We start from the raw sequence: 22,021 nt of genomic DNA, 5'->3' as shown, positions 1-22,021 counted from the left end.
TCGCTCTCATCGGGCGGCCGGGAGCCGCAGTCCCAGCCGGAGTACGTCGCGGACCAGCGTCGCGATGCTCTCCGCGCCGGTCTTCTCCCGGATACGGGTGCGGTGTACGTCGACGGTCTTCGTGCTGATGCCGAGCCGTCCGGCGATCTGTTTGCTGGGCACGCCGTCCACCACCAGGTGCAGCACCTCCCGTTCCCGGGAGGTCAGGGTGTCCAACCGCCGCAGCAGATCGCGCCGCCGGGCCAGTTCATCGAAGCGTTCCCGCGCCGTCCGCTGCGCCGCCTGCACGACGTCGAGCATGTGCTGGGGGTCGTACGGCTTCTCCAGGAAGTCGACGGCCCCGTTCTGGAGAGCCCGTACCGACATCCGGATGTCCCCGTGCGCCGAGACGAAGACGACGGGCAGCGCCGCCCCCGCCTCGTTCAGCATCTCCTGGACGCCGAAGCCGCTGGTCTCCGGCATCCGCACATCGAGGACCAGGCAGGCTGGTCGGTCCCGGTCGTAGGACCGCAGGAAGGTCCGGGCGTCGGAGAAGCACTGCGCGCGGATGCCCACCGACTCCAGGAGCCAGGCCAGCGAGGTGCACAACTCCGTGTCGTCGTCCAGGATGTAGACGAGGCACATCTCAATCGCCCCAGGCAGCCTGGGCGATCCAGTACTCGCTGCCGTCGGCGCTGACGCCGCGCTGCCACTCGCTGGTGCGTCGCAGGGCGGGTTCGACCCGCGCGGTCGCCGCGTCGGCGCCGTCGGGACCGTCCTCGTCGACCTGCCAGTGGACCCAGTTGACCTCCTGGCCGGCGCTGTCGTGCACGAACAGGTCGACGTGGTGCCAGCCGTAGTGGTGGGTGTCGGCGTAGCAGGTCAGGAACATCGTCCGGTCGTGGGTGTCCGCGCTCATCACTCTCCCGCCAACGGTGCGCTGAACAGCCGTTCCGTGCGGAAGGCCGAGATACGGGGACGGTCCGGGCCGATCCGGAAGGTCACGTCGAGCTTTGCGACGATGACTTCGGCGGCACCCGACTCGTACCGCGATAGCTGCTGCATCGGCCAACTCCCCCGGGCGGTGACGCCCTTGACGTCCACCGTGCCGGGGAAGAGCAGGTGCACGTTCGTACGGAAGTGAGGGGTGGGCGGCAGGTGGGCCGACAGCATCTCGACGATCGCCTCGCGGCCCTCGGTGCGGCCGAACTTCTCGGCGTACTCGCTGCCGCCGCCTTCCCAGACCGCGTCCTCGGTGAAGAGGTCCCCCAGCTCGCCTTCCGTACGAACCGGAACGTCGCAGAGGGCGAGATAGCGGGCCAGGGTGTCCACGACCATGGATCGCGTGTCCACGGCCGGCCCCTCGGACGGCCTCTCGCTCTCGGACGGCTTTTCGCTCATGACGCGTCCCCTTCCCGCGCCAACCGCAGCCGCTCCGCCCGGCGTTGCGCCTGCCGCTCGGGGTCGGGCACGGGCGCGGCGAGCAACAGCCGTTTCGTATAGGCGTGCTCGGGGTGCTCGGTGACCTGGGCGGCGGCGCCCGTCTCCACGATGTCGCCGCGGTACAGCACGGCCACCCGGTGGCTGATGTGCCGTACGACGGAGAGGTCGTGCGTGACGAACAGATACGCCACCCCGGTGGCCTCCTGGATCTCGATGAACAGGTCGAGCACCCGTGCCTGCGTGGACAGGTCCAGGGCGCTGACCGGCTCGTCGCACACGATCAGCTTGGGATCCCGGCACAGGGCGCGCGCGATGGCGATCCGCTGCCGCTGGCCGCCGGAGAACTCCCGCGGCAGCCGCCCCGCCGCGTCGTGCGGGAGGTACACCTGGTCGAGGAGGGTCTGGACGCGGCGTTCCGCGTCGGTGCGCGAGACACCGGTCACGAGCATCGGTTCGGTGAGGATGTCCATGACGGTCATGGCCGGGTTCAGCGAGGTGAACGGGTCCTGGAAGACGACCTGGATGTCCTTGCTCAGCGCCCGCCGCTCCCGTTTGCCGAGCCCCGAGACCGGCCTTCCGCCGTAGCGGATCGCACCGCTGGTGACGGGGGCGAGGCCGAGGACCGCCCGGCCCAGGGTCGTCTTGCCGGAGCCGGACTCGCCGACCAGGCCGAGTGTCTCGCCGGGTGCGATCGACAGGGACACTCCGTGCAGGACGCGGAAGGGCTGCGCGCGGCGGCCCTTGCCCGGGTACTCCACGACGACGTCCTCGAGTTCGAGCAGCGGGGTCGGGGCCGCGGGGCCGCCGGTCATGACGTCACCTCCTTCAAGGGGGCGCCCAGGGCGGCGCGCGCCGGGCCGCCTTCGAGCGTGGAATCGAGGAGCATCCGCGTGTACGCGTGCTCGGGCGACGCGAAGATCCTCTCGATGGGTGCCGTCTCGACGATGCGTCCGGTCTGCATGACGGCGACCCGGTCGCAGATGTCGGCGACGACGCCGAAGTCGTGGGTCACGAGGATCATGCCCATCTCGCGTTCCTGCTGGAGGGAGCGCATGAGGTCGAGCACCTCGGCCTGGACGGTGACGTCGAGCGCGGTGGTCGGCTCGTCGGCGATGAGCAGTTGCGGATCGCAGGACACCGCGCCCGCGATCAGTACGCGCTGGGCCATACCGCCCGAGACCTGGTGCGGGTACGACGTGAACACCCGCTCCGGGTCCGGGATGCCGACGCGCGCCAGGAGCTCCAGCGCCCTGGTGCGGGCTTCGCCCCTGGAGATCCCCAGATGCTTGCGCATGGGTTCGACGAGCTGGGAGCCGATACGGAAGCAGGGGTCGAGGTTGGACATGGGCTCCTGCGGTACGTATCCGATCCCGCGGCCGCGCAGGGCGTTGAGGTCGGCCTGGCTCACGCCGAGCAACTCCTTGCCGGAGAAGGACATCTGATCCGCCGTCACCTCGGCTTCGTTCGGCAGGAGTCCGAGGACGGCGAAAGCCGTCTGGCTCTTGCCAGAACCCGACTCGCCCACCAGGCCCAGGACTTCACCGCGCTCCACGGTCAGATCGACTCCGTCGACGACGATCTTGTCGCCACCGGAACCGCCGGAGCCACCGGAACCGCCCGAACCTCCGGGCTTCGGGTAGCTGATGCGGAGGCCTTCCACGGTGAGCAGGCGATCGGACGGCACCCCGGCAGTGGTCTTCCCGGGCGCCGGCCGACGACGGCGGACCACCCGGGTCTCGGTCGTTCCCAGTGCGTCGCGCACCGCGTTGCCGAGCAGGCTGGCAGCCAGGATGGTCACGCCCATCGCGAGGCCCGGCCACACCAGCAGCGTCGGTGTGGTGTAGACGTTGGTGAAGCCGTCGTTGAGCATCGCGCCCCAGCTGGCCTGGGAAGACTTTCCCAGGCCGAGGAAGGACAGACCGGCCTGGATGCCGATCGCCACCGCGAACAGCTGCGTCGCCTGGATGACCGAGGGCGCGACGACCACCGGCAGGATGTGCCGCCGCATGATGCGGGGGTCGCCGAGGCCGGAGACCCGCGCGGCATCGACGTACAGTTCCTCGCGCACCGAGACCACCGAGGCACGGATCAGGCGGAAGACCATCGGCGCCATGATGACGCCCAGGACGACCATCGCGACGTTGAGATCCTGGGAGATGGCCGCCATCACCACCAGCATCACGATGATGGCGGGCACGGCCATGATCACGTTGATGATCCAGCCGGCGACCGCATCGAACCAGCCCCGGTAGAAGCCGCTGACCAGGCCGAGCGGTCCGCCGACCAGGAAGGCGACCAAAGCGGCGAGCGTGCCGCCGAGCAGACTGGTCCGGCCGCCGTACAGCAGCCGTGACAGCACGTCCCGGCCGACGCCGTCGCCGCCGAGCGGGTGGGCTCCCGACATCGGTGCGAGGGTGGCCGACAGGTCGCTGTGGTCCGGTGCGTGGTCGGTGAGCAGCGGGGCGGCCAGGCTCGCGAGGATCACCAGCGCCAGCACCACGAGGCAGCCGACGGCCACCGGGTCGCGCAGAGTCCGGCGCAGGAGGCGGTCCCGTTTGGGGAGCGCCGCGGTCTCCGGGACGGTCATGAGACACGCACCTTCGGGTTGAGCCAGCCGTACGCGATGTCCAGCAGCAGGTTGACGGCGACGACGACGGCCACGGTCACCACGACCGTGCCGAGCAGGACGGGCGCGTCTCCCCGGACGGCCGCGGAGTTGGCGAGCGTGCCGATGCCCGGCAGCCCGAACACCTTCTCCACGACGACCGCGCCGCCGATCAGGCCGATGAACTGGAGGGCGAGCACGGTCAGGGCGGGTGGGGCGGCGTTCCGCAGCGCGTGCCGGTACACGACGCTGCGGGTGCTGAGTCCCCGGCTGCGCAGCGTGCGGACGAAGTCGGCCCGCAGGACGTCGATCAGTGCCCCGCGCACCTGCATCGCCGTGGCCGCGGTGGCCGCGACCGCCAGTGCCACGGCGGGCAGGATGACCGATTGGAGCCATCCCGTGGCGGATGTGCCGAGCGCGACATATCCGGTGGCCGGCAGCAGTCTGAGCTGGACCGCCATGCCGACCGCGAGGACCAGGGCGATCAGGAAGCTGGGGATCGCCGTGCCGAGCACCGCGGCGAACTGCACGACGCGGTCCACCCAGCCGCCGCGCAGTGCTGCCACGGTCCCCAGCGCGATGCTGAGGACCAGGGCGATCAGCATGCCGACGAGGACGATGGAGAGAGTGACCGGAAGGGTGTTGGCCAGGGACTGGTTCACCGAGTCACCGGTGAACCAGGACTGGCCCAGATCGCCCTGCACGGCCCGGTCGATCCAGTGCCCGTACCTGACCACCAGGGGTTCGTCGAGGCCGAGTTCATGGGCCTTGGCGGACACCTGGGACGGCGAGGCGGTCTCGCCGAGGATGTTGCGGGCCACGTCGGTGCCGGTCAGGCTGAGCAGCAGGAACGTCGCGGTGGCCACGACGACCACCAGGACGACACCGGCGGCGATGCGCCGGAGCAAGAAGACAAGCACGGTCAGTTCCTCCTTCCGTGGGTCGCAGCGGCCTCGCCGCTAGTTCTTGGCCGGCGCGAAGTTGTAGATCGGCGGGAAATTGATGCCGGGCTGCGGTGTCACCTTCACGTCCTTGGCGGTCGCGTAGGCGTTCACGGTGGGAGTCCAAGGGGCGTCCCACGCCTGGTCGACGACGTAGGTGTTGAGCTTCTTGAGCAGCGCGGTGCGCTCGGCCCCGGATGCCTTCGAGATCTGGGTGATCAGGGCGTCGGCCTTGGGGTCGTCGTACTTGAAGGGGTTCCAGGTCGCGTTCTTGGTCAGCTCCAGCTGGACCTTGTCCCACGAGGTCGGGGCGCCCAGCTTGAAGTAGGTCAGGGCGTACTTGCCGGAGAGCATGCTGCTGAAGATCTGGTCGCTCGGCAGGTTGTCCAGCTTCACCTTGATGCCGACGTTCTTGAGGGACTGGGTGAGGGCCGCCTGCTCCTGCGGGAAGAGGGCGGACAGGTCCGGCATGGTGACCGAGAAGCCGTTCGGGTAGCCGGCCTCGGCGAGGAGCTTCTTGGCCTTCGCCGGGTCGTAGGAGTACGTGGAGTTCAGCGAGGCGTCGTAGCCCTCCTCGCCAGGGGCGAACAGCTGTGTGGTGGGCTCGCCGAGTCCGGTCTTGGCCGTCTTGATGATGGCCTGCTTGTCGAAGGCGTAGTTGAGCGCCTGCCGGACCTTGAGCTTGCCGAGCGCGGGGACGATCTTGCCGGCCCGGTCCCAGATGAACAGGCCCTCGATGTCGCCGGGTTGGTAGGTGACGACGTTCAGGCCGCGGCCCTTGACGGTCTTGACACGGCTGAGGCTGAGCGAGGCGCCGTCGAGCTGGCCCGAGAGCAGGGCGTTGGTACGTGCCGTCGGGTCGGCCAGATACTTGATGACGATTTTGTCGTACGGGAAGGCCTTCGCGTTCCAGTAGCCCGAAGTGCGCGTGTAGGTGTACGTCTGTCCGGCCGTGGTCGCCGAGGTGTCCAGCTGGTACGGGCCGGAGCCGACGGGAGCCTTCGGGTTGTCCAGTGACTTGGGGCTGGCCATCATGCCGGAGACCTGGCCAAGGGCCGGGAGCAGGGCGGCGGTGGGGTGGCTCAGCTTGATGGCGACGGTCCGGGCGTCCACGGCGTCGACGCTCGAGATGTCCTGGATCTCGCCGGCGGCCGTGCCCGTGCCGCTCTTGGTGTGCAGGAGGTTCTGTTTGACGGCCTGCGCGTCGAGCGCCGTGCCGTCGGTGAACTTCACACCGCTGCGCAGCTTCAGCGTCAGGGTGGTCTGGGCCTTGTCGTACGTCCACGAAGTGGCCAGGTTCGGGGTGGGCTCGTTCTTCGTGTTCAGCCGGATCAGCGTGTCGTAGACCGGCTGGTAGTACTGGGCCTCGGGACCCATGCTGGCCTTCGCGAGGTCCCACGGCGTGGCCGTGACCGACTCGGAGATGGTCAGCGTCTTGCCGGCGGCACCGGTCGAGGCGGCGCCGCCACAGGCCGCGGTCGTGATGGTCAGGAATCCGGCGCCGATGAACGCCGCTGTCTTGCGCATGATCTCTCCATCTGTTCCATTACCACTGTCTCCTCGGCTCCCCCTGGTCGTCCCGCTCCCCGGGGTGTGAACAACCAGTCATTCGACGTTCAGAGCCTGTGGGTCACCGCACGTACTTGGCGGCCCACTCTCCGCACCGTCGGACGCTCTCCTCCGGGGTCGCCTGGGCTCCTCGGTCCACTTCGATGATCAGCCAGCCGTCGAAGCCGTCCGGGAGTGCGTCGACGAACCCTTCGATGTCGGCGTTTCCGTGGCCCGGCTCCGACCACAGGCCGGCCTTCACGGTCCTGCGGTAGTCCCAGCCCGCCTCCCTTGCCTGTGCGGCAAGGTTGAGGTCGAGGTCCTTGATGTGGACGCTCGCCACACGGTCGGCGTAGTCGCGGACGAGCTGCGCGGCGTCGGCGCCCGCCCAGGCCAGGTGGCCCATGTCGGGACCGAAGCCGAGGACCGAGGCGTCGACGGTGTCGAGGATGAAGCGGGTCTCCTCCTCGGTCTCGGCCCAGGTGCCCACGTGCGGGTGGAAGGCGGGGGTGATCCCCTGGGCGCGGATGATCCCGGCCGTCTCCGCCAGCAGGTCCCGTACGCGTTCCAGCCGGTCCTGATCGGCGTCCTGGCCGACCGCCGGGCGGGCCACCCGTACCGCGTCCTTGGCCATGCCCATGGCGAGGAACATCGTGGGCACACCGAGCTCCGCGTGCTGTTCGGCGAGCCGCGCGGCGGTGTCCCGGTACCGCTGCCGCTCGGTCTCGTCCTCGGTGAGCCGTACGGGAATGTATCCGGGCGCGGCGCTGAGCCCGTACTCGGCCAGCAGCGCGGCGTACGTCGCGGCCGTCATGTCGCCGGGGACGTCGCTGTGCACGGCGGTGATGCCCGCGTCGCGGATGACCTCAAGCCTGTTCTCCAGCGGCGGCGCGAGGGTGGGATCGATCCAGCCCTCGGGGCTCGCGACCCACTGCAGGGGGTTGATGGCGAGACGGTCCTGCCTGATCTTCACGTTCTCGGGTCCTTTCGGTGTGCGGGGCGTGGCTCGGGATCAGTGGGCGTAGCGGGGCTCGGGGCGCTCGCAGCTGCTCTGCAGCGCGACGACCCGGTGCTCCTGCTGCGAGATCTCGAAGCTCGCGAGGACTTCCAGGGTGTGGAAGGCGAACCCGGCGTTCGCGCGGTGCGGCTCGCCGGCGAGCGCGCCGACGAGATCCCGTACGCCCAGCCCCCGGCGGTGCTGCTCGGGTGTGCCCACGGCGCCGAACAGCTCGGTCACCGGGGTGAGCACCTCCCAGTCGCTGTCCTGGTGGCGCTTGATCCGTACGTCGCCGTCGAAGAAGTTGGGGTTCGGCAGCGCGAGCGTGCCCTCCGTGCCGTAGATCTCGATCCGGGGCAGTTCGGTGTCCCAGACGTCGAAGCTCATCAGGACGGTGCCGATCGCCCCGGAGGCGAAGGTCAGCACGGCGGACGCGTGGGTGGGCACCTCGACGGTGATCTCCTCGACCACGCGGTCGGGGCTCGTGACCTTGCGGGTCTTCGCGCCGATGCGGGTGGCCGCGGAGAGCGAGCTCACCGGGCCGAGGCAGTTGATGAGGGCTGCCAGGTAGTAGGGCCCCATGTCGAACACGGGCCCGGCGCCCGGCTGGAAGAAGGAGCGGGGGTCGGGGTGCCAGGTCTCGGCGCGGCTGGAGCGTACGAAGGCGGTGGTACCGACGACCTCGCCGATCAGCCCGGCGTCGATCGCGTGCCGCGCGGTCTGCACCGCGCTGCCCAGGAAGGTGTCGGGAGCCGATCCCAGCAGCCGCCCGGTGCGCGCCGCGGCGTCGAGGATGCTCCTGCCCTCCTCGACGGTGACGGCAAGGGGCTTCTCCGTGTAGACGTGCTTTCCGGCCTCCAGCGCGGCGATGGTGGTCTTCGCGTGGAACTGCGGCGGCGTGATGTTGATGATGATCTCGACGCTGTCATCGGCGAGGAGTTCGGTGTCGTCCCCCCATTCCGGGATGCCGAATTCGGCGGCGGCCTGCTTGGCGCGGGCCGGGTCGACATCGGCGACGCGGACCACTTCCAGCTCCGGGAAATTACGCAGGCCTTCGACGTAACGGCCGAATATGTTGCCCGCGCCCAGAATCCCGATGCGGTGCCGCGTGTTCTCCTGAGCCATGAATCTCCTGCGCTTTCTTGTCAGTTGGGGGGTGTGTCGGTCGAGTGGGGGGACGTCCCGTCAGGCCACGATCAGTGGCCGCAGCGTGCGGTGGGCGATCTCCAGCCCCGTCTTGACCTTCTCCTCGGTGCCGCTCCACACGGGGTCCTCGTGCTCGACCGAGAGCGTCCCGGTGAAGCCGTTCTCGTACAGGGCGTCCACGACGGCGTTCCAGTCGACCTGGCCGCGGCCCGGTACGCGGTAGCGCCACCAGCCGTTGTCCCAGGGGTCGTCGCGCTCGACCGCCTTGCCGAAGAAGCCGTAGCGGTCGATCGCGCCGGGCAGGATCTCGGCGTCCTTGGCCTGGGCGTGGACGATCCGCTCGGCGTACGGCGCGATGGTCTTCACCGGGTCGACGCCGATCCAGGTGAGGTGCGACGGATCCCAGTTGAGGTAGAGCCCGAGGGAGAACATCCACTCCCACAGCTCGGGCGAGTAGGCGAGGTTGCCGGGGTAGCCGTCCGGGTGCCAGCCCTCCATCACACAGTTCTCGATGATGACGCGTACGCCGCGTTCGCCGGCGTACTCGACGAGTTCGGGGAAGATCTTCTCGGCCTCTCGGAGGCTGTGCGCCACGGGCCGGGTCCAGTCGCGGCCGACGAAGGTGCCGACGTACGGAACGTCGAGGGCGGCCGCGGCGTCGATGACCTTCTTGAGGTGGGCGTGGATCTCTTCACGGCGCCCGGCGTCGGGGTGGAGGTTGTTCTCGTAGTAGGCGAGCGCCGAGAGCTGGAGGCGGTGGTGCTCGAACAACTGCCTTGTTTCGTCCGCCTGTTGGGTGCCGAAGTCGGCCACCGGCAGGTGTGCGGCTTCGAAGTCACGGCCGCCGGTGACGGGCCAGGCGGCGACCTCCAGAGCCTCGTATCCGGCCTCGCTCGCCCAGGCGGCGATCTGCGTCAGGGAGAGGCTCGGGAGACAGGCTGTGAGCATTCCGAGTTTCATACGGGGGCTTTCTGGGTCTCGTGGCTGTGGACGGGGCCGTCCACGCCGGTCCATGCGAGGGAGCCGGCCGACCGCAGCACGGCTTCGACGAGCCGTGCCGAGCGCGCCCCGTCCGCACCGGTGGGCAGGCCTTCGGGCGCGCCGCCCTCGATGGCCGTATAGGCGTCGGTGACAAAGGAGTTGAAGCAGTCGGCGTAGCCCTGGGCGTGTCCGGCGGGCAGCCGGGACAGGCGCCGCTGCTCGGCGGAGCCGTGCTGCGGATCGCGCATAAGAATCCGTGCGCCGTCCTGGGCGCCCAGCCAGGCGGTCTCGGGGTTCTCCTGGTCGAACACCGCACTGCCATCGGCGCCGTCGAGCTCGAACCACAGCCGGTTCTTGCGGCCCGCCGAGACCTGGGAGACCGTCAGCGTGCCGAGGACACCGTCCTCGGTGCGCAGCAGCACGGCGGCCACGTCCTCGGTGGGCCGGTTCGCGAACGTGGTGCCGATGCGGGCCGTCAGTTCGGTGAAGCGGACTCCGGCGACCCACTCCACCAGATCGCACCAGTGGGATCCGATGTCGGCGAAGGCCCGCGAGGGCCCGCCCTCGGCCGGGTCCACCCGCCAAGACGTCGCGTCCTTTGCCAGCAGCCAGTCCTGGAGGTAGCTGCCGTGGATGAGCTGCCACGCCCCGAACTCACCGCGCAGCCGGCGGTCGCGGATCTCCCGGACGAGGGGGTGATAGCGGTAGACGAAGGGAACCGCCAGCAACAGTCCGGTATCCGCGGCCAGTTCGGCCAGCCGCTCGGCGTCGGCGGCGGACGTGGCCAGCGGCTTCTCGCAGATCACATGCTTGCCGGCGCGCAGGGCCGCTTCGGCCTGCCGGACGTGCAGGGCGTTGGGCGTGCAGAGGTGCACCACCGTGACGCTCTCGTCGGCGAGTACCGCGTCGAAGTCCGGATACCGAGCCGGTACGTCCCACTCCTCGGCGACCTGTGCGCTGCGCTCGGGAGTCGATGCCACCGCTCCGGCGAGGACGCCCCCGGCAGAGCGGATCGCCGCGGCGTGTACCGCGCCGATCATCCCGGTCCCGACCACGACCGCCCGCAGGGAACCACTCACCGGTGCACCTCCGCCGTCTTCCGACCGACCGCGGCCTGAACGCCGCGTTGCGCATCACCATCGTTTAGTTCGCTGGAAAAGCACAAGAGGCCCTATTTAATTTTCTACAGGGCCTAAAATCGACCAAACCCGAGGCCTGAACGGAAAAGATCTCGGCGCGTTCCCGACATCGTTGGCCTGAAGAGTCCGTTGACGGACGGAAGGCGGCATCATTAAGGTCACTGGAATGCATAAAGGCGACGGATACAGCGAGGGACACACCGCCGGGACGGCCCCGTCCTCCCCGGTGCCGGTCGCGCTGCGCAGGGTGCTGGACCTCGTGGTCTCCGGGGAGGCGACCAGCCGCGCGGAGATCTCCCGGCGCAGCGGCCTCGCCCGCTCGACCGTGGGCCACCAGGTCGACCACCTCGTCGCGCGCGGCATACTCCAGGAGCTGGAGAGCAGGGAGTCGGTCCGGGGACGCCCGCCGCGGGTCCTGACGATCAGCCCGCAGGCCGGGACCATCGCCGTCGCGGACATCGACACCCTGTCGAGCCAGGTCGCCATCGCCGACCTCACCCAGCGGGTGATCGCGCACGAGACCGTGGACATCCGGATCGACGCGGGCCCCCGGGCGGTGCTGGACGCGGTGACGGAGCGGCTGTCGAGCCTGCTGGCGAAGCACGGCCGCGACCCGGACCGGGTGCGCGAGACGGTGGTCGGCCTGCCCGGCCCCGTCGACTTCCAGCACGGCTGCGCGGTACGTCCGACCGGCATGCCCGGATGGGACGGCTACCCCGTCGCCGAGCACCTGCGTGCCGTCTTCCGCTGCCCGGTCGTGGTGGACAACGACGTCAACCTGATGGCGCTCGGCGAGGCCGGCCAGGACGCGGCGGACACTCCGCTGCTGTGCATCAAGATCGCCAGCGGTATCGGCGCCGGGATCGTCACCGCGAACGGTGACGTGTACCGCGGGGCCGACGGGGCGGCCGGCGACATCGGCCACATCCGGGCGGTCGGCGGTGGCGACGTGCTGTGCGCCTGCGGCAACATCGGCTGCGTGGGAGCGCTCGCCTCGCACCGGGCGATCCTGCGCAGCCTCGGCATTCCCGAGACGACGGGCGAGGACCGACTGCACGGTGCGCACGAACTGGCGCAGCGGGTGGCGAACAGCGATCCGCCCGCCCTGCACGCGCTGCGCCAGGCCGCCACCGAGATCGGCGAGGTGGTGGCGATGCTGGTGCACATGTTCAACCCCCGCACCCTGGTGCTCGGCGGCCCGCTGAGCGAACTCCGCGACGATCTGCTCTCCGGCGTGCGCGCGGTGGTCTACCAGCGTGCCCTGCCACTGGCCACCCGCAAACTCACCATCACCACCACCCAGCTCGGCGCCGTAGCCGGGATCCACGGCGGGATCGCGCTCGCCACCCGGGACATCTTCAGCCCCCCGGGCATCGCACGACTCCTGGCGAGCGAACCCACGTAAGGGTTCCTGGAGGGCCTGACCGTGTAAAGGAATCCCCTACACACTCCAGCCAACTCCCAATTGTCGGCCCGTTCCTGGCGCGCCTAGCGTGAAGGCACGGCGGGATCGAGGACCGCCCGGCAACGCGAGGAGTTCGTCCCATGACGCAGTCGCTGGATTCCCCGGCACCCGTCGATTCCGACGCCCGAGCGGCCTTCGACCGCGTGCTTTCCCAAGTGGCCGAGCGGCGCGCGGAGTTCGAGGAGAAGCGCCACGTTCCCCGGGACATGGTCGCCGAGTTCAAACGAGCCGGCCTCTACCGGGCGGGCGCCCCGAAGCGCTTCGGCGGCGACGCACTGCCGCCGGCCGAGTTCCTGCGGCTCATCGAGCGGATATCGGAGGTCGACGGATCGGCCGGCTGGGTGGCCAGCTTCGGCTCGGCCCTCGTCTACCTGGCCGCGCTGCCCTTGGAGACCCAGGCCGAGTTGTACGCCGACGGACCCGATGTGGCCTTCGCCGGGGGCCTGTTCCCCGTACAGCCGGCCGAACTGGTCGACGGCAGGTACCGGGTCTCGGGCCGGTGGAAGTTCGCCAGCGGCTGCAAGGGCGCGGACATCCTGGGTGTCGGCATCAAGAAGAGTCAGGACAAGGGCGGTCAGCAGAACGCCGGTCGTCCACTGACCGCTGTGATGCGCCCCGAGCAGCTGGAGATCGTCGAGAACTGGGACGTCATCGGTCTGCGCGGCTCCGGAAGCCACGACCTGGTGGCCGACGGGGCGCTCGTCCCCGAGGAGTGGACGTTCGTACGCGGCGGCGAACCCACCGTCGACGAACCGCTGTACCGCTATCCGACCGTCCCCTACGCCGCCCAGGTCCTTGCCGTGGTCGGTCTCGGAGTCGCCCGCGCCGCACTCGACCAGGCGATCGCCAGTGGCGGACGGGCCGGATTCACCGGCGCCCCGAAGCCCGCCGAGCGCGCCACCTACCGCATCGCGGTGGGCCAGGCGGAGGCCCAACTCCGGTCCGCGCGCGCCTTCTTCTACGAGACCACCGGCGAGGTGTGGGCGACGGTGGAGGCGGGAGATCCCGCGACCTCCGAGCAGGCCAGTCTGCTACGGCTCGCCTCCGCCCACCTCGCGAAGACCTCGTTCGAGGTCGTACGCGCCGCATACCAGCTGAGCGGCATCCCGGCCATCGCCGACGGCAACCCGATGCAGCGCTTCCTGCGCGACGCGTCCGTCGTCCCGCAGCACGCCTTCCTCCAGGAGGGCATGTACGACGGAGCCGGCGCGGTCCTCATGGGCGTCCAGCCCTTCCCCGGCTACCTCTGACAAGCCCCGGTCACCCTTGAAAGGCAGGTACCTCTCCATGCCCGAGCCCGGCAACGAACCCCTGCGCGTGCTCTTCTGCATCGGCGTCAACCAGAACTTCTTCGATCTGCCCACCGGTCAGGGCAAGGCGGTCTGGGACGGCTTCACGACCATGCTCTCCCAGCTCTGGGAGCTGCCCGGCGTGAGTGTCCTCGGCACCATGGACGACGACCAGCACATGGTCGGCCCCTCGGGCTCCTGGCCCTGGACGTCGTACGTGCTCGCCGACGTGACCGACCAGCCGACGGTCGCCGCGGCCTGCAACCTCTTCCGGACCGTCCAGGTCGGCGAGCACGGGCTGTGGCGCTACATGAAGATCGAGGCGCGCGTCGGCCGTCCGCTGCCGGAGCCGGAGGCCACCCGATGACCGTGTCCCCGGAGCTTCCCGACATCGCCGCGCTCGTCGAGAACGACCGCGTCGCCGGCACTCTCTACACCGGCCCGGAGCTTTTCGAGCTGGAGATGGACCGGATCTTCCACCGCACCTGGGTGTGGGTGGCGCACGAGAGCGAGGTCGCCAAGGCGGGCGACTTCAAGACGGCGTGGGTCGGCCGCCGTCCCGTCATCGTCACCCGCGATCGCCGTGGCGGCATCAATGTGCTCCTCAACCGCTGCCGCCATCGCGGCGCGAGCGTCTGCGAGGTCCCCAAGGGCAACGGCAACGGCTTCACCTGTCCGTACCACGCGTGGTCGTACGCCCTGGACGGCACACTGCGCGGCATCCCCTATCCCGAGGGCTACGAGAACGTCACGGAGAAGAAGGACCTGCCGCTGCAACGCCTCAAGGTCGGGACGTACGCGGGCATGATCTTCGCCAGCTTCGACCACGAGATCGAACCGCTGGAGGACTTCCTCGGCGGGGCGCGGCTGTGGATCGACCGCTTCATGAAGCAGGGCGCCGGCTATCCGATCAAGGTGCAGGGCGAGCACAGGTTCCGTTTCCAGGGCAACTGGAAGATCCAGCTGGAGAACACGACCGACTGGTACCACTTCCCGATCGTGCACCGCTCCTGGATGTCGTCGGTGGACGCCGAGACCGCGAGCATGCTGTCGATCATGACCGACGAGAGCGCGGTCACCCACGCTCTCGGCAACGGCCACAGCGTGTCCGTCTCCGTCGCCGAGCACGTCGACCTGGACGTCGACGACGGCACCGAGAAGCTCCAGGACCGCTTCGGTCACGTCATCGAGGAGTTGTCGAAGGACCTGCCTCCGGAGCGCGTGCGGCGGATCGTGCGCTCGCTGCACGGCGCGGGCTTCAACCTCAACCTGTTCCCGAACGTGGCCATGTCGATGTCGTTCTTCCGGGTCCTGCGGCCGATCTCGGTCGCGGAGACGGAGATCCGGCATGTGGCCCTCGGCCTGGACGGCGGCCCCGAGATCGTCAACCGCGAGCGGCTCCGCATCCACGAGCACTTCCAGGGCCCGTTCGGCTTCGGCAGCCCCGACGACGCCGAGGCCTGGAACCGCGTCCAGCGCGGCGTGGCCGGAGACGTCGACATGCCGATCCTCGTCAACCGGGGCCTCGGCCGGGAGAAGCCCGACGACCTGGGCCGGCCGACCTCCCACGCGACCGACGAGACCGGCATGCGGGAGGCGTACGCGATGTGGAAGAGGATGATGACCGATGTCAAGTAACGCCGTCAGCACGGCGGTTGCGGATGCCGAGCTGCCGCTCGACGATCCCCGTGCCCTCGCCGCTCTGTCCCTGATCTGGCGCGAGGCCCGCCTCCTGGACGCCAAGCGCTACGAGGAGTGGGACACGCTCTGGGCCGAGGGCGGCGAGTACGTCATCCCCATCGACCCCGAGACGACGGACTTCGCCGGCTCGCTGAACCTGGTGTACGACGACGACCGGATGCGCCGGATGCGCATCGAGCGGTTGACCGGTGGCTTCTCCATCTCGGCGACGGCCGCGGCCCGCACGGTCCGTTCCGTCTCCCGCTTCACGGTCGCCGCCCGTGACGAGTCCGAGGACTCCATCGAGATCTGTTCGGCGCAGGTGGTCGTGGGCTACAAGCGCGGCGAGACCTTCGTCCTGGCGGCCGATGTCACGCACCGCGTCACGTTCACCGACGACGGTCCCCGGATCGTGCGCAAGGTCGTATGTCTGATCAACTCCGAGGACGCCGTGACGGCGTCGGGGTTCCTCCTGTGAGCCCGGAAGGGTGGGAGGACACCCAGCCGCGTGTCGCGCTGGTCACCGGAGCGGCTCGCGGTCTGGGCGCCTGTATCGCCTCCCGGTTCTACGACCGCGGCTACCGCGTCGCCGTCACCGACCTGGACGCGGAAGCCGCGGCCAAGACCGCGGCCGCCCTGGACCCGGCCGGGAGTTCCGCGGTCGGTCTCGGCCTGGACGTCCGCGACAAGAACGCGTTCGTTCGTGTGCTGGACGACCTGGTCGCACGCTGGGGCGCCGTCCATGTCCTGGTCAACAACGCGGGCCACTCCAAGGTCGAGGCGCTGATGGACATCACCCCCGACAGTTTCGGCTCGGTCGTGTCGGCCAACCTCGACGGCACGTTCCTCGGCTGCCAGGTGCTCGGCGCGTACTTCGCCGACCGCGGTTACGGACGCATCGTCAACATCGCCTCGCTCGCCGGACAGAACGGCGGCACGGCGACCGGCGCGCACTATGCCGCGGCCAAGGGCGGCGTCACCACGCTCACCAAGGTGTTCGCCCGCGAACTCGGGCCGCAGGGCGTGACGGTCAACGCCATCTCCCCCGGTCCACAGGAGCTGCCGTCCGTCCGCGAGAGCGTCGCCCCGGACAAGCTCGCGCAGATCGAGGCCTCGATTCCCGTGGGGCGCCTCGGGCGCCCCGAGTTCATCGCCGACATGGCCGTGTTGCTGGCGGCGGACAACGCGGACGCGGTGACCGGGGCGTGCTGGGACGCCAACGGCGGCCTCTACATGCGCTGAAGCCCCGACATGCGCTCAAGCCCCTCGCCCCTTTGGTTCCGCCCCGAACGTGAAGGCAGACGGATGTTCACTGTCACCGTCACCGAGGCCGTCGCCGTCACCGACGCGGTCAAGGTCCTCCGGCTGGCCCGCTCCGACGGCGGCCCGCTCCCCGGCTACCCGGCCGGTGCCCACATCGACGTGACCGGACCGACCGGGATCACCCGCCCCTACTCGCTGTGCGGACCGCCGCACGACCCCGGCGCCTACACCATCGCCGTCAAACGCGAGGAGACGTCCCGGGGCGGCTCCCAGGCCCTGCACGACAAGACGGAAACCGGCACGGAGCTGCGCATCGGCGCCCCCCGGCAGCTCTTCGGCCTCGCCCCCGACGCGAGCGAGCACCACTTGATCGCGGGCGGCATCGGCATCACGCCGCTGCTGGCCATGGCATACGAACTACTCGGCGCCGGTGCTGACTTCACGCTGCACTACGCGGCTCGGAGCCGGACCGAAGCGGCCTTCGCAGGCTGGCTGGAGGAGTCCGCCTTCGCCGACCGGGTCGTCTTCCACTTCGGGCACGGGCGGGAGACGGCGATCCGGGCGCTCTCCGACGCGCTCACTGATCTCCCGGCGAGCGCGCACGTCTACACCTGCGGACCCCAGGGGTTCATGGAACGGGTCGCCGCGCTCGCGGCCCGAAGTGTGCCGGCGACCCAGATCCACTCCGAGCTGTTCCAGGCGGCGGACCAGCCGGACGCCGCCCCCGGCGAGAGCTTCGAGGTCGAACTCGACACCGGCGAGGTCTACACCGTGCCGGCCGACAAGAGCATCGCCGAGGTACTGGAGGACAACGGGGTGCCGCTCGACACCTCCTGTCGCGAAGGCATCTGCGGCACCTGTGTCCTACGGGTCCTCGACGGCGAGCCCGACCACCGCGACCACTGCCTGACCGCCAAGGAGAAGGCGACGGGCGACCAGATCGCGGCGTGCGTCTCACGCTCCAGGTCACCCCGGTTGGTGGTCGAACTGTGGTGAGCGGGCACGCCGAGCGATGCGCCGCGCCGGAGTCCGGCGCAGAGAGGAACGAACGACCATGAACGCGTACGACACCCAACGCGCCCCGACGCGGGCGGACTTCCGGGAGGCGATGGCGCACCTTCCCGCGGCCGTCAACATCCTGACGACGGACGGACCGAACGGCCGTTGCGGCATCACCGTCAGCGCGGTCTGCTCGGTGACCGACGATCCGCCGACCGTCCTGGTCTGCGTCAACCGCAAGAGCGCCATGCACGACGTCTTCAGTGCCAACGGTCGCGTGTGCGTCAACGTGCTCGGCGGGGACCAGCAGGAGCTGGCGATGCACTTCGCCGGCGCGACCGAGGCCTCCATGGCCGAACGCTTCACCTGGGACATCTGGGACCGGACGCATGACGTGCCGGTCCTCAAGGACGCGGTGGTGACCGTGGTCGGCACCATCAAGGACTCCAAGGCCATGGGCACCCACAGCGTGCTGTTCGTCGAGATCGAGCAGATCCGCACCCGGCCGGGCGGCCACAGCCTCGTCTACTTCAACCGCACCTTCCACCGGCTGGACTCGGCGCCGCCGGTGGCCTGTTGAGGCTCGTTGAGGAACACCCCTTGAGGAACACTCCTACTCCGAAAGCAGGTTGACGTGCCCTCACTGACCCCCGCCGCGCACAGCCCCCGCGAAGCGGTCGACGGCGCTCTGCGGCGCCTGGCCGAGACCGAGCCGGACATCCGTGCCTGGGTTCTCGTCGACGGGGAGGGTGCGCGCGAGGCGGCCGGGCGTGTCACGGGCGGGCCGCTGCGGGGTGTGCCGGTCGGCGTCAAGGACATCATCGACGTGGCCGGGCTGCCCACCGAGTGCGGCTCCCCGCTCCGGCAAGGTCGGGTCGCCACGTCCGACGCCTGGCTGGTGGACCGGCTGCGCCGGGCGGGCGCGGTCCCGCTGGGCAAGACGGTCACCACCGAGTTCGCGTACTTCCAGCCGGGCCCGACCCGCAATCCGCACAACCTCGCCCACACGCCGGGCGGTTCCTCCAGTGGGTCCGCGGCGGCGGTCGCGGCGGGCGTGGTGCCATTGGCACTGGGCTCGCAGACGGCGGGTTCGCTGACCAGGCCGGCGTCCTTCTGCGGTGTCGCCGGGTACGTCGCCCCGGTCGGCGCCTGGTCGACTCGGGGGTTCACCGGGCTCAGCCCGAGCCTGGATGCGCCGGGGCTGCTTACCGCCGGGGTCGCCGACCTGGCGGCGGCGGTCGAGGCCGTCGACGGCACCAGCACCGAAGTCCCGGACGGGATCAGGGCGTTGATCTGGCCCGGCACCGAACTGGCCGACATCGATCCGGCGATGCTCGACGCGCTGGACCGCACCGCCAGAGCCCTGACGGCAGCCGGCGCCAGGACGAACGACCTGGCAGGCCAGGTCCGGACACCCGAACTCGCCGAAACCCACGCCACCGTCATGGCGTACGAGGCCGCGCGTTCGCTGGCCGCCGAGGCGGAGCACCCGGAGTCGCTGAGTACGCCCCTGCGTGAACTGCTGGAGCGCGGTCGCCGGACCCCCGAGGGCGAATACGGCGCGGCACAGGACACCGCCCGCACCGCCCGCGCCCGCGTCCTGGACCTGCTCACCGGGGTCGACGTGATCCTCGCTCCGGCCGCCCCGGGCCCCGCCCCGCTCGGGCTGGAGGCCACCGGCACCCCCGTGCTCAGCCGCCCTTGGCAACTGCTCGGCCTGCCCGTCGTCACCGTCCCCGGCCACCGCGACCCGCACGGTATGCCACTCGGCCTCCAACTCATCGGCCACCCCGACCGCGTGGCCCGTCTGCTCGGCATCGCCCAGCTCACGGAGGCGCTCATCCATGAGGCCGCGGGAGGCACCCGATGAAGATCACCGCGATCGAGGCGGTCCCGTACTCGATCCCGTACGTGAAACCCCTTCGCTTCGCGAGCGGTGAGGTGCACAGCGCCGAGCACGTGCTCGTCCGGGTCCACACCGACGAAGGGCTGGTCGGAGTCGCCGACGCGCCACCCCGCCCCTTCACCTACGGCGAGACACAGCAGTCCGTGATCGGCGTCGTCGAGAAGATCTTCGCCCCGCAGCTCACGGGCATGGACGTGTTCGCACGCGAGCAGGTACACGCCCGTCTGCACCGCACGGTCGGCAATCCGGCCGCCAAGTCGGCGATAGACGTGGCCCTTTGGGACCTGGCCGGTCAGGCCCTGGGCCAACCCGTCACCCAGCTCCTCGGCGGCTACACCGACCGGATGCGCGTCTCGCACATGCTCGGCTTCGACGCCCCGGACCGGATGGCCGCCGAGGCCGAGCGCATCCGCGACACGTACGGCATCACCACCTTCAAGGTGAAGGTCGGGCGGCGGCCCGTCACGCTCGACCTCGATGTGTGCCGGGCGCTCCGCGAAGCTCTGGGCGACGAGGCCGAGTTGTACGTCGACGGCAACCGCGGCTGGACCGCCTCGGAGTCCGCCGCCGCCCTGCGCGCCCTCGAACCCGTCGGCATCACACTCGCCGAGGAGCTGTGCCCCGCCGACGACGTGCTGGGGCGCCGCTGGCTCGTACGACAGAGTCACGTGCCGTTCGTCGCGGACGAGTCCGCGACCACGCCCGCAGAGGTGACCCGCTCCCTGCTGGACGGCGCGGCCACCGCGATCAGCATCAAAACGGCCCGCACCGGCTTCACCCTGTCCCAGCGCGTGCTGTTCCAGTGCGAGGGGATGGGCGCCGAGGTGGTGATGGGCAACCAGATCGACGGCCAGTTGGGCACGGTGTGCACGGTCGCCTTCGGCGCCGCGTACGCCGCCGCCTCCCGCCGCGCCGGCGAACTCTCCAACTTCCTGGACATGAGCGACGACCTGCTCACCGAACCGGTCACGATCACCGACGGCACGCTCGCCGTACGGGACCTGCCCGGTCTGGGTGTCGTGATCGACCCGGACAAGCTCACCCGATACCGCCAGGACCGCTGAACCGCATTTCCCACCGGCAAAGGAGCCGCACATCATGTCCGAGACCACTTCGAAAGCCACGGCCGCCGCATCCGGTGCTTCGGCCACCGACCGCTTCCGCACCGACAAGAGTGCCGCGTCCGGCCGGGTCGTCGCCGACACCGAGCGCGTCAACACCCTCGCCGCGGAGATGATCTCCGCCGTTCATGACGTCATCCGTCGGCACCAGGTGACGTACGAGGAGTACAACGCACTCAAGTCGTGGCTGATCTCCGTGGGAGAGGACGGAGAGTGGCCGCTCTTCCTGGACGTGTGGATCGAGCACGTCGTCGAGGAGGTCGCGGGCGCCGACCGCAAGGGAAGCAAGGGAACCATCGAAGGGCCGTACTACGTGCCGGGCGCTCCCGCCCTCCCCAGTGTCAGCACCCTGCCGATGCGCGAAGACGAGTCGGGCACCCCGCTCCTCTTCCAGGGCCAGATCACGGGGGTCTCGGGCGATCCCCTGTCCGGCGCGCTGCTGGAGATGTGGCAGGCCGACGACGACGGCCTGTACGCGCAGTTCGCACCCGGCATCCCCCAGTGGAACCTGCGCGGTGCCATCGAAACCGACGAGGCGGGGCGCTTCGCGGTGCGCACCATCCAGCCCGCCCCCTACCAGATCCCCACCGACGGATCCTGCGGCAAGCTCATCGCCGCCGCAGGCTGGCACCCCTGGCGCCCGGCCCATCTGCACCTGAAGGTCTCCGCGCCCGGCCACGAGACGCTCACCGCCCAGCTGTACTTCCGCGGCGGCGAGCATGTCGAGGACGACGTGGCGTCCGCCGTCAAACCGGAACTCGTCATCGACCCGCAGCCGACGGGCGACGGCGGCAGCCAGGTCACCTACGACCTCGTCCTCGATCCCGCCTCCTGACCGGAGACCGTCATGCTCTTCGCCGTCCACATGACCGTGAACCTGCCACCCGATCTCGACCCGGCGCTCCGGGCGGCGACCGTCGCCGCCGAGAAGGAGTATGCGCAAGAACTCCAGCGCTCCGGCGAATGGCTGCACCTGTGGCGCTGCGCCGGCCAGTACTCCAACCTCAGCGTCTTCGACGTCATCGACAACGACCGGCTCAACGAACTCCTGTGGGGCCTACCACTCTTCCCGTACATGGATGTCACCGTGACCCCGCTGGCCCAGCACCCTTCCGCCATCAGCTGACCCCCTCATCTCCCCGGGAAAACGGCGGACCATGTCGTCGAGGCAGGTGAAGTAGATCGAGTAGCCGAAACTCTGGCCCCATGCCAGGGCTCGGGACGCTGCGATCCACTGGGGCAGCACGACGAAGCCGCGCATGTCGTCGCTGCGTCGGACGATCGCCGGGACCAGGGCGAGGGTGGATTCCTTGGCCTTGGTGTCGACGCTGATCACCGGCTGAGCGTCGTTGAGGAAGGCGATGGCGGTGGCATTTGGGTGGGAGAACTGGGCTTCGCGGTCCGGATGCCTGATGCCCTCCGTCGTCTTCGCGGTTCCCTGCAGCTGTAGCCCAGGGTGTGCAGCAGGTGTCCGACGGTTGAAGCGCTTCTTGCGGGGCCGACCGAGTCAGCCGGGGAG

The 22,021-nt window shown here is 69.8% G+C and carries 23 protein-coding genes and 1 pseudogene; 12 read left to right on the top strand and 12 right to left on the bottom strand.

Translation table 11 applies throughout. The features are described 5' to 3' along the window. Positions 1-6: 6 nt before the first annotated feature. The 11 genes from ACGFZQ_RS45565 to ACGFZQ_RS45515 form a co-directional block, all read right to left on the bottom strand. Positions 7-624 carry a response regulator transcription factor gene (locus tag ACGFZQ_RS45565; RefSeq protein ID WP_393845442.1) on the bottom strand — a complete coding sequence of 206 codons (618 nt, stop codon included), beginning with the start codon at positions 622-624 and terminating at the stop codon, positions 7-9. 1 nt (position 625) lies between these two features. After that, entirely contained in the window at positions 626-898 is a 273-nt protein-coding gene (locus ACGFZQ_RS45560) for a hypothetical protein (protein ID WP_354779456.1), read from the bottom strand. Continuing rightward, positions 898-1,380, bottom strand: coding sequence for a nuclear transport factor 2 family protein (locus tag ACGFZQ_RS45555; RefSeq protein ID WP_393845441.1), 483 nt, complete (start codon positions 1,378-1,380; stop codon positions 898-900). The genes ACGFZQ_RS45560 and ACGFZQ_RS45555 overlap by 1 nt, the downstream gene beginning before the upstream one ends. Beyond that, positions 1,377-2,234: an ATP-binding cassette domain-containing protein gene (locus ACGFZQ_RS45550; RefSeq protein WP_393845440.1), complete on the bottom strand. Its 858-nt coding sequence runs from the start codon at positions 2,232-2,234 to the stop codon at positions 1,377-1,379. Before ACGFZQ_RS45550 ends, ACGFZQ_RS45555 begins: the two co-directional genes overlap by 4 nt. After that, positions 2,231-4,009: an ATP-binding cassette domain-containing protein gene (locus ACGFZQ_RS45545; protein ID WP_393845439.1), complete on the bottom strand. Its 1,779-nt coding sequence runs from the start codon at positions 4,007-4,009 to the stop codon at positions 2,231-2,233. The genes ACGFZQ_RS45550 and ACGFZQ_RS45545 overlap by 4 nt, the downstream gene beginning before the upstream one ends. Continuing rightward, complete coding sequence (locus tag ACGFZQ_RS45540; RefSeq protein WP_393845438.1) at positions 4,006-4,947, bottom strand: ABC transporter permease; 942 nt, start codon at positions 4,945-4,947, stop codon at positions 4,006-4,008. Before ACGFZQ_RS45540 ends, ACGFZQ_RS45545 begins: the two co-directional genes overlap by 4 nt. 39 nt (positions 4,948-4,986) lie before the next feature. After that, complete coding sequence (locus ACGFZQ_RS45535; protein ID WP_393845437.1) at positions 4,987-6,495, bottom strand: ABC transporter substrate-binding protein; 1,509 nt, start codon at positions 6,493-6,495, stop codon at positions 4,987-4,989. A gap of 103 nt (positions 6,496-6,598) precedes the next feature. Then, the gene (locus ACGFZQ_RS45530; protein WP_393845436.1) at positions 6,599-7,489 is read right to left on the bottom strand and encodes a sugar phosphate isomerase/epimerase family protein; all 891 of its coding nucleotides are present in this window, start codon (positions 7,487-7,489) and stop codon (positions 6,599-6,601) included. Between the two features lie 39 nt (positions 7,490-7,528). Next, entirely contained in the window at positions 7,529-8,638 is a 1,110-nt protein-coding gene (locus tag ACGFZQ_RS45525; protein WP_393845435.1) for a Gfo/Idh/MocA family protein, read from the bottom strand. Positions 8,639-8,698: 60 nt separating this feature from the next. Next, positions 8,699-9,607, bottom strand: a complete 909-nt coding sequence (locus tag ACGFZQ_RS45520; RefSeq protein WP_393845434.1) for a sugar phosphate isomerase/epimerase family protein — start codon at positions 9,605-9,607, stop codon at positions 8,699-8,701. A gap of 8 nt (positions 9,608-9,615) precedes the next feature. Next, on the bottom strand, positions 9,616-10,719 hold the full coding sequence (locus ACGFZQ_RS45515; protein WP_393845433.1) for a Gfo/Idh/MocA family protein: 1,104 nt from the start codon (positions 10,717-10,719) through the stop codon (positions 9,616-9,618). Between the two features lie 226 nt (positions 10,720-10,945). On the opposite strand from ACGFZQ_RS45515, the gene ACGFZQ_RS45510 reads away from it, so the two are divergent. The 12 genes from ACGFZQ_RS45510 (at position 10,946) to catC (ending at position 21,628) form a co-directional block, all read left to right on the top strand. Further along, positions 10,946-12,184, top strand: coding sequence for an ROK family protein (locus tag ACGFZQ_RS45510; RefSeq protein WP_393845432.1), 1,239 nt, complete (start codon positions 10,946-10,948; stop codon positions 12,182-12,184). Positions 12,185-12,324: 140 nt separating this feature from the next. Further along, positions 12,325-13,494, top strand: a complete 1,170-nt coding sequence (locus ACGFZQ_RS45505; protein WP_393845431.1) for an acyl-CoA dehydrogenase family protein — start codon at positions 12,325-12,327, stop codon at positions 13,492-13,494. Between the two features lie 37 nt (positions 13,495-13,531). Further along, positions 13,532-13,900 carry a hypothetical protein gene (locus ACGFZQ_RS45500; RefSeq protein ID WP_393845430.1) on the top strand — a complete coding sequence of 123 codons (369 nt, stop codon included), beginning with the start codon at positions 13,532-13,534 and terminating at the stop codon, positions 13,898-13,900. Further along, positions 13,897-15,171, top strand: coding sequence for a Rieske 2Fe-2S domain-containing protein (locus ACGFZQ_RS45495; protein WP_393845429.1), 1,275 nt, complete (start codon positions 13,897-13,899; stop codon positions 15,169-15,171). The genes ACGFZQ_RS45500 and ACGFZQ_RS45495 overlap by 4 nt, the downstream gene beginning before the upstream one ends. After that, on the top strand, positions 15,161-15,691 hold the full coding sequence (locus ACGFZQ_RS45490) for an aromatic-ring-hydroxylating dioxygenase subunit beta (protein WP_393845428.1): 531 nt from the start codon (positions 15,161-15,163) through the stop codon (positions 15,689-15,691). The genes ACGFZQ_RS45495 and ACGFZQ_RS45490 overlap by 11 nt, the downstream gene beginning before the upstream one ends. Next, positions 15,688-16,455, top strand: a complete 768-nt coding sequence (locus ACGFZQ_RS45485; RefSeq protein WP_393845427.1) for an SDR family NAD(P)-dependent oxidoreductase — start codon at positions 15,688-15,690, stop codon at positions 16,453-16,455. Before ACGFZQ_RS45490 ends, ACGFZQ_RS45485 begins: the two co-directional genes overlap by 4 nt. A 63-nt stretch (positions 16,456-16,518) precedes the next feature. After that, the gene (locus tag ACGFZQ_RS45480; protein ID WP_393845426.1) at positions 16,519-17,472 is read left to right on the top strand and encodes a PDR/VanB family oxidoreductase; all 954 of its coding nucleotides are present in this window, start codon (positions 16,519-16,521) and stop codon (positions 17,470-17,472) included. A gap of 58 nt (positions 17,473-17,530) precedes the next feature. Next, positions 17,531-18,055, top strand: coding sequence for a 4-hydroxyphenylacetate 3-monooxygenase, reductase component (hpaC, locus tag ACGFZQ_RS45475; RefSeq protein ID WP_393845425.1), 525 nt, complete (start codon positions 17,531-17,533; stop codon positions 18,053-18,055). 54 nt (positions 18,056-18,109) lie between these two features. Beyond that, the gene (locus tag ACGFZQ_RS45470) at positions 18,110-19,345 is read left to right on the top strand and encodes an amidase (protein ID WP_393845424.1); all 1,236 of its coding nucleotides are present in this window, start codon (positions 18,110-18,112) and stop codon (positions 19,343-19,345) included. After that, the gene (locus ACGFZQ_RS45465) at positions 19,342-20,445 is read left to right on the top strand and encodes a mandelate racemase/muconate lactonizing enzyme family protein (RefSeq protein WP_393845423.1); all 1,104 of its coding nucleotides are present in this window, start codon (positions 19,342-19,344) and stop codon (positions 20,443-20,445) included. Before ACGFZQ_RS45470 ends, ACGFZQ_RS45465 begins: the two co-directional genes overlap by 4 nt. 34 nt (positions 20,446-20,479) lie before the next feature. Next, positions 20,480-21,337 carry a catechol 1,2-dioxygenase gene (catA, locus tag ACGFZQ_RS45460; protein WP_393845422.1) on the top strand — a complete coding sequence of 286 codons (858 nt, stop codon included), beginning with the start codon at positions 20,480-20,482 and terminating at the stop codon, positions 21,335-21,337. Between the two features lie 12 nt (positions 21,338-21,349). Next, entirely contained in the window at positions 21,350-21,628 is a 279-nt protein-coding gene (catC, locus tag ACGFZQ_RS45455; protein ID WP_393845421.1) for a muconolactone Delta-isomerase, read from the top strand. Positions 21,629-21,808: 180 nt separating this feature from the next. Here catC and ACGFZQ_RS45450 read toward each other — a convergent pair. Continuing rightward, positions 21,809-21,990 (bottom strand): annotated as a pseudogene (locus tag ACGFZQ_RS45450) (ISAzo13 family transposase); the annotation flags it as partial. Between the last annotated feature and the right edge of the window lie 31 nt (positions 21,991-22,021).

Origin of the sequence: Streptomyces sp. NPDC048254, from assembly GCF_043201895.1 — a bacterium.
Taxonomy (GTDB): Bacteria; Actinomycetota; Actinomycetes; order Streptomycetales; family Streptomycetaceae; genus Streptomyces.
This window is presented reverse-complemented; position numbering and strand designations above follow the sequence as displayed.

Excerpts from the sequence above, each read along its gene's own strand:
- ACGFZQ_RS45565 (WP_393845442.1), bottom strand. The coding sequence starts at position 624 with ATGTGCCTCGTCTACATCCTGGACGACGACACGGAGTTGTGCACCTCG.
- ACGFZQ_RS45560 (WP_354779456.1), bottom strand. The coding sequence starts at position 898 with ATGAGCGCGGACACCCACGACCGGACGATGTTCCTGACCTGCTACGCC.
- ACGFZQ_RS45555 (WP_393845441.1), bottom strand. The coding sequence starts at position 1,380 with ATGAGCGAAAAGCCGTCCGAGAGCGAGAGGCCGTCCGAGGGGCCGGCC.
- ACGFZQ_RS45550 (WP_393845440.1), bottom strand. The coding sequence starts at position 2,234 with ATGACCGGCGGCCCCGCGGCCCCGACCCCGCTGCTCGAACTCGAGGAC.
- ACGFZQ_RS45545 (WP_393845439.1), bottom strand. The coding sequence starts at position 4,009 with ATGACCGTCCCGGAGACCGCGGCGCTCCCCAAACGGGACCGCCTCCTG.
- ACGFZQ_RS45535 (WP_393845437.1), bottom strand. The coding sequence starts at position 6,495 with ATGCGCAAGACAGCGGCGTTCATCGGCGCCGGATTCCTGACCATCACG.
- ACGFZQ_RS45525 (WP_393845435.1), bottom strand. The coding sequence starts at position 8,638 with ATGGCTCAGGAGAACACGCGGCACCGCATCGGGATTCTGGGCGCGGGC.
- ACGFZQ_RS45520 (WP_393845434.1), bottom strand. The coding sequence starts at position 9,607 with ATGCTCACAGCCTGTCTCCCGAGCCTCTCCCTGACGCAGATCGCCGCC.
- ACGFZQ_RS45510 (WP_393845432.1), top strand. The coding sequence starts at position 10,946 with ATGCATAAAGGCGACGGATACAGCGAGGGACACACCGCCGGGACGGCC.
- ACGFZQ_RS45505 (WP_393845431.1), top strand. The coding sequence starts at position 12,325 with ATGACGCAGTCGCTGGATTCCCCGGCACCCGTCGATTCCGACGCCCGA.
- ACGFZQ_RS45500 (WP_393845430.1), top strand. The coding sequence starts at position 13,532 with ATGCCCGAGCCCGGCAACGAACCCCTGCGCGTGCTCTTCTGCATCGGC.
- ACGFZQ_RS45495 (WP_393845429.1), top strand. The coding sequence starts at position 13,897 with ATGACCGTGTCCCCGGAGCTTCCCGACATCGCCGCGCTCGTCGAGAAC.
- ACGFZQ_RS45490 (WP_393845428.1), top strand. The coding sequence starts at position 15,161 with ATGTCAAGTAACGCCGTCAGCACGGCGGTTGCGGATGCCGAGCTGCCG.
- ACGFZQ_RS45480 (WP_393845426.1), top strand. The coding sequence starts at position 16,519 with ATGTTCACTGTCACCGTCACCGAGGCCGTCGCCGTCACCGACGCGGTC.
- hpaC (WP_393845425.1), top strand. The coding sequence starts at position 17,531 with ATGAACGCGTACGACACCCAACGCGCCCCGACGCGGGCGGACTTCCGG.
- ACGFZQ_RS45465 (WP_393845423.1), top strand. The coding sequence starts at position 19,342 with ATGAAGATCACCGCGATCGAGGCGGTCCCGTACTCGATCCCGTACGTG.
- catA (WP_393845422.1), top strand. The coding sequence starts at position 20,480 with ATGTCCGAGACCACTTCGAAAGCCACGGCCGCCGCATCCGGTGCTTCG.
- catC (WP_393845421.1), top strand. The coding sequence starts at position 21,350 with ATGCTCTTCGCCGTCCACATGACCGTGAACCTGCCACCCGATCTCGAC.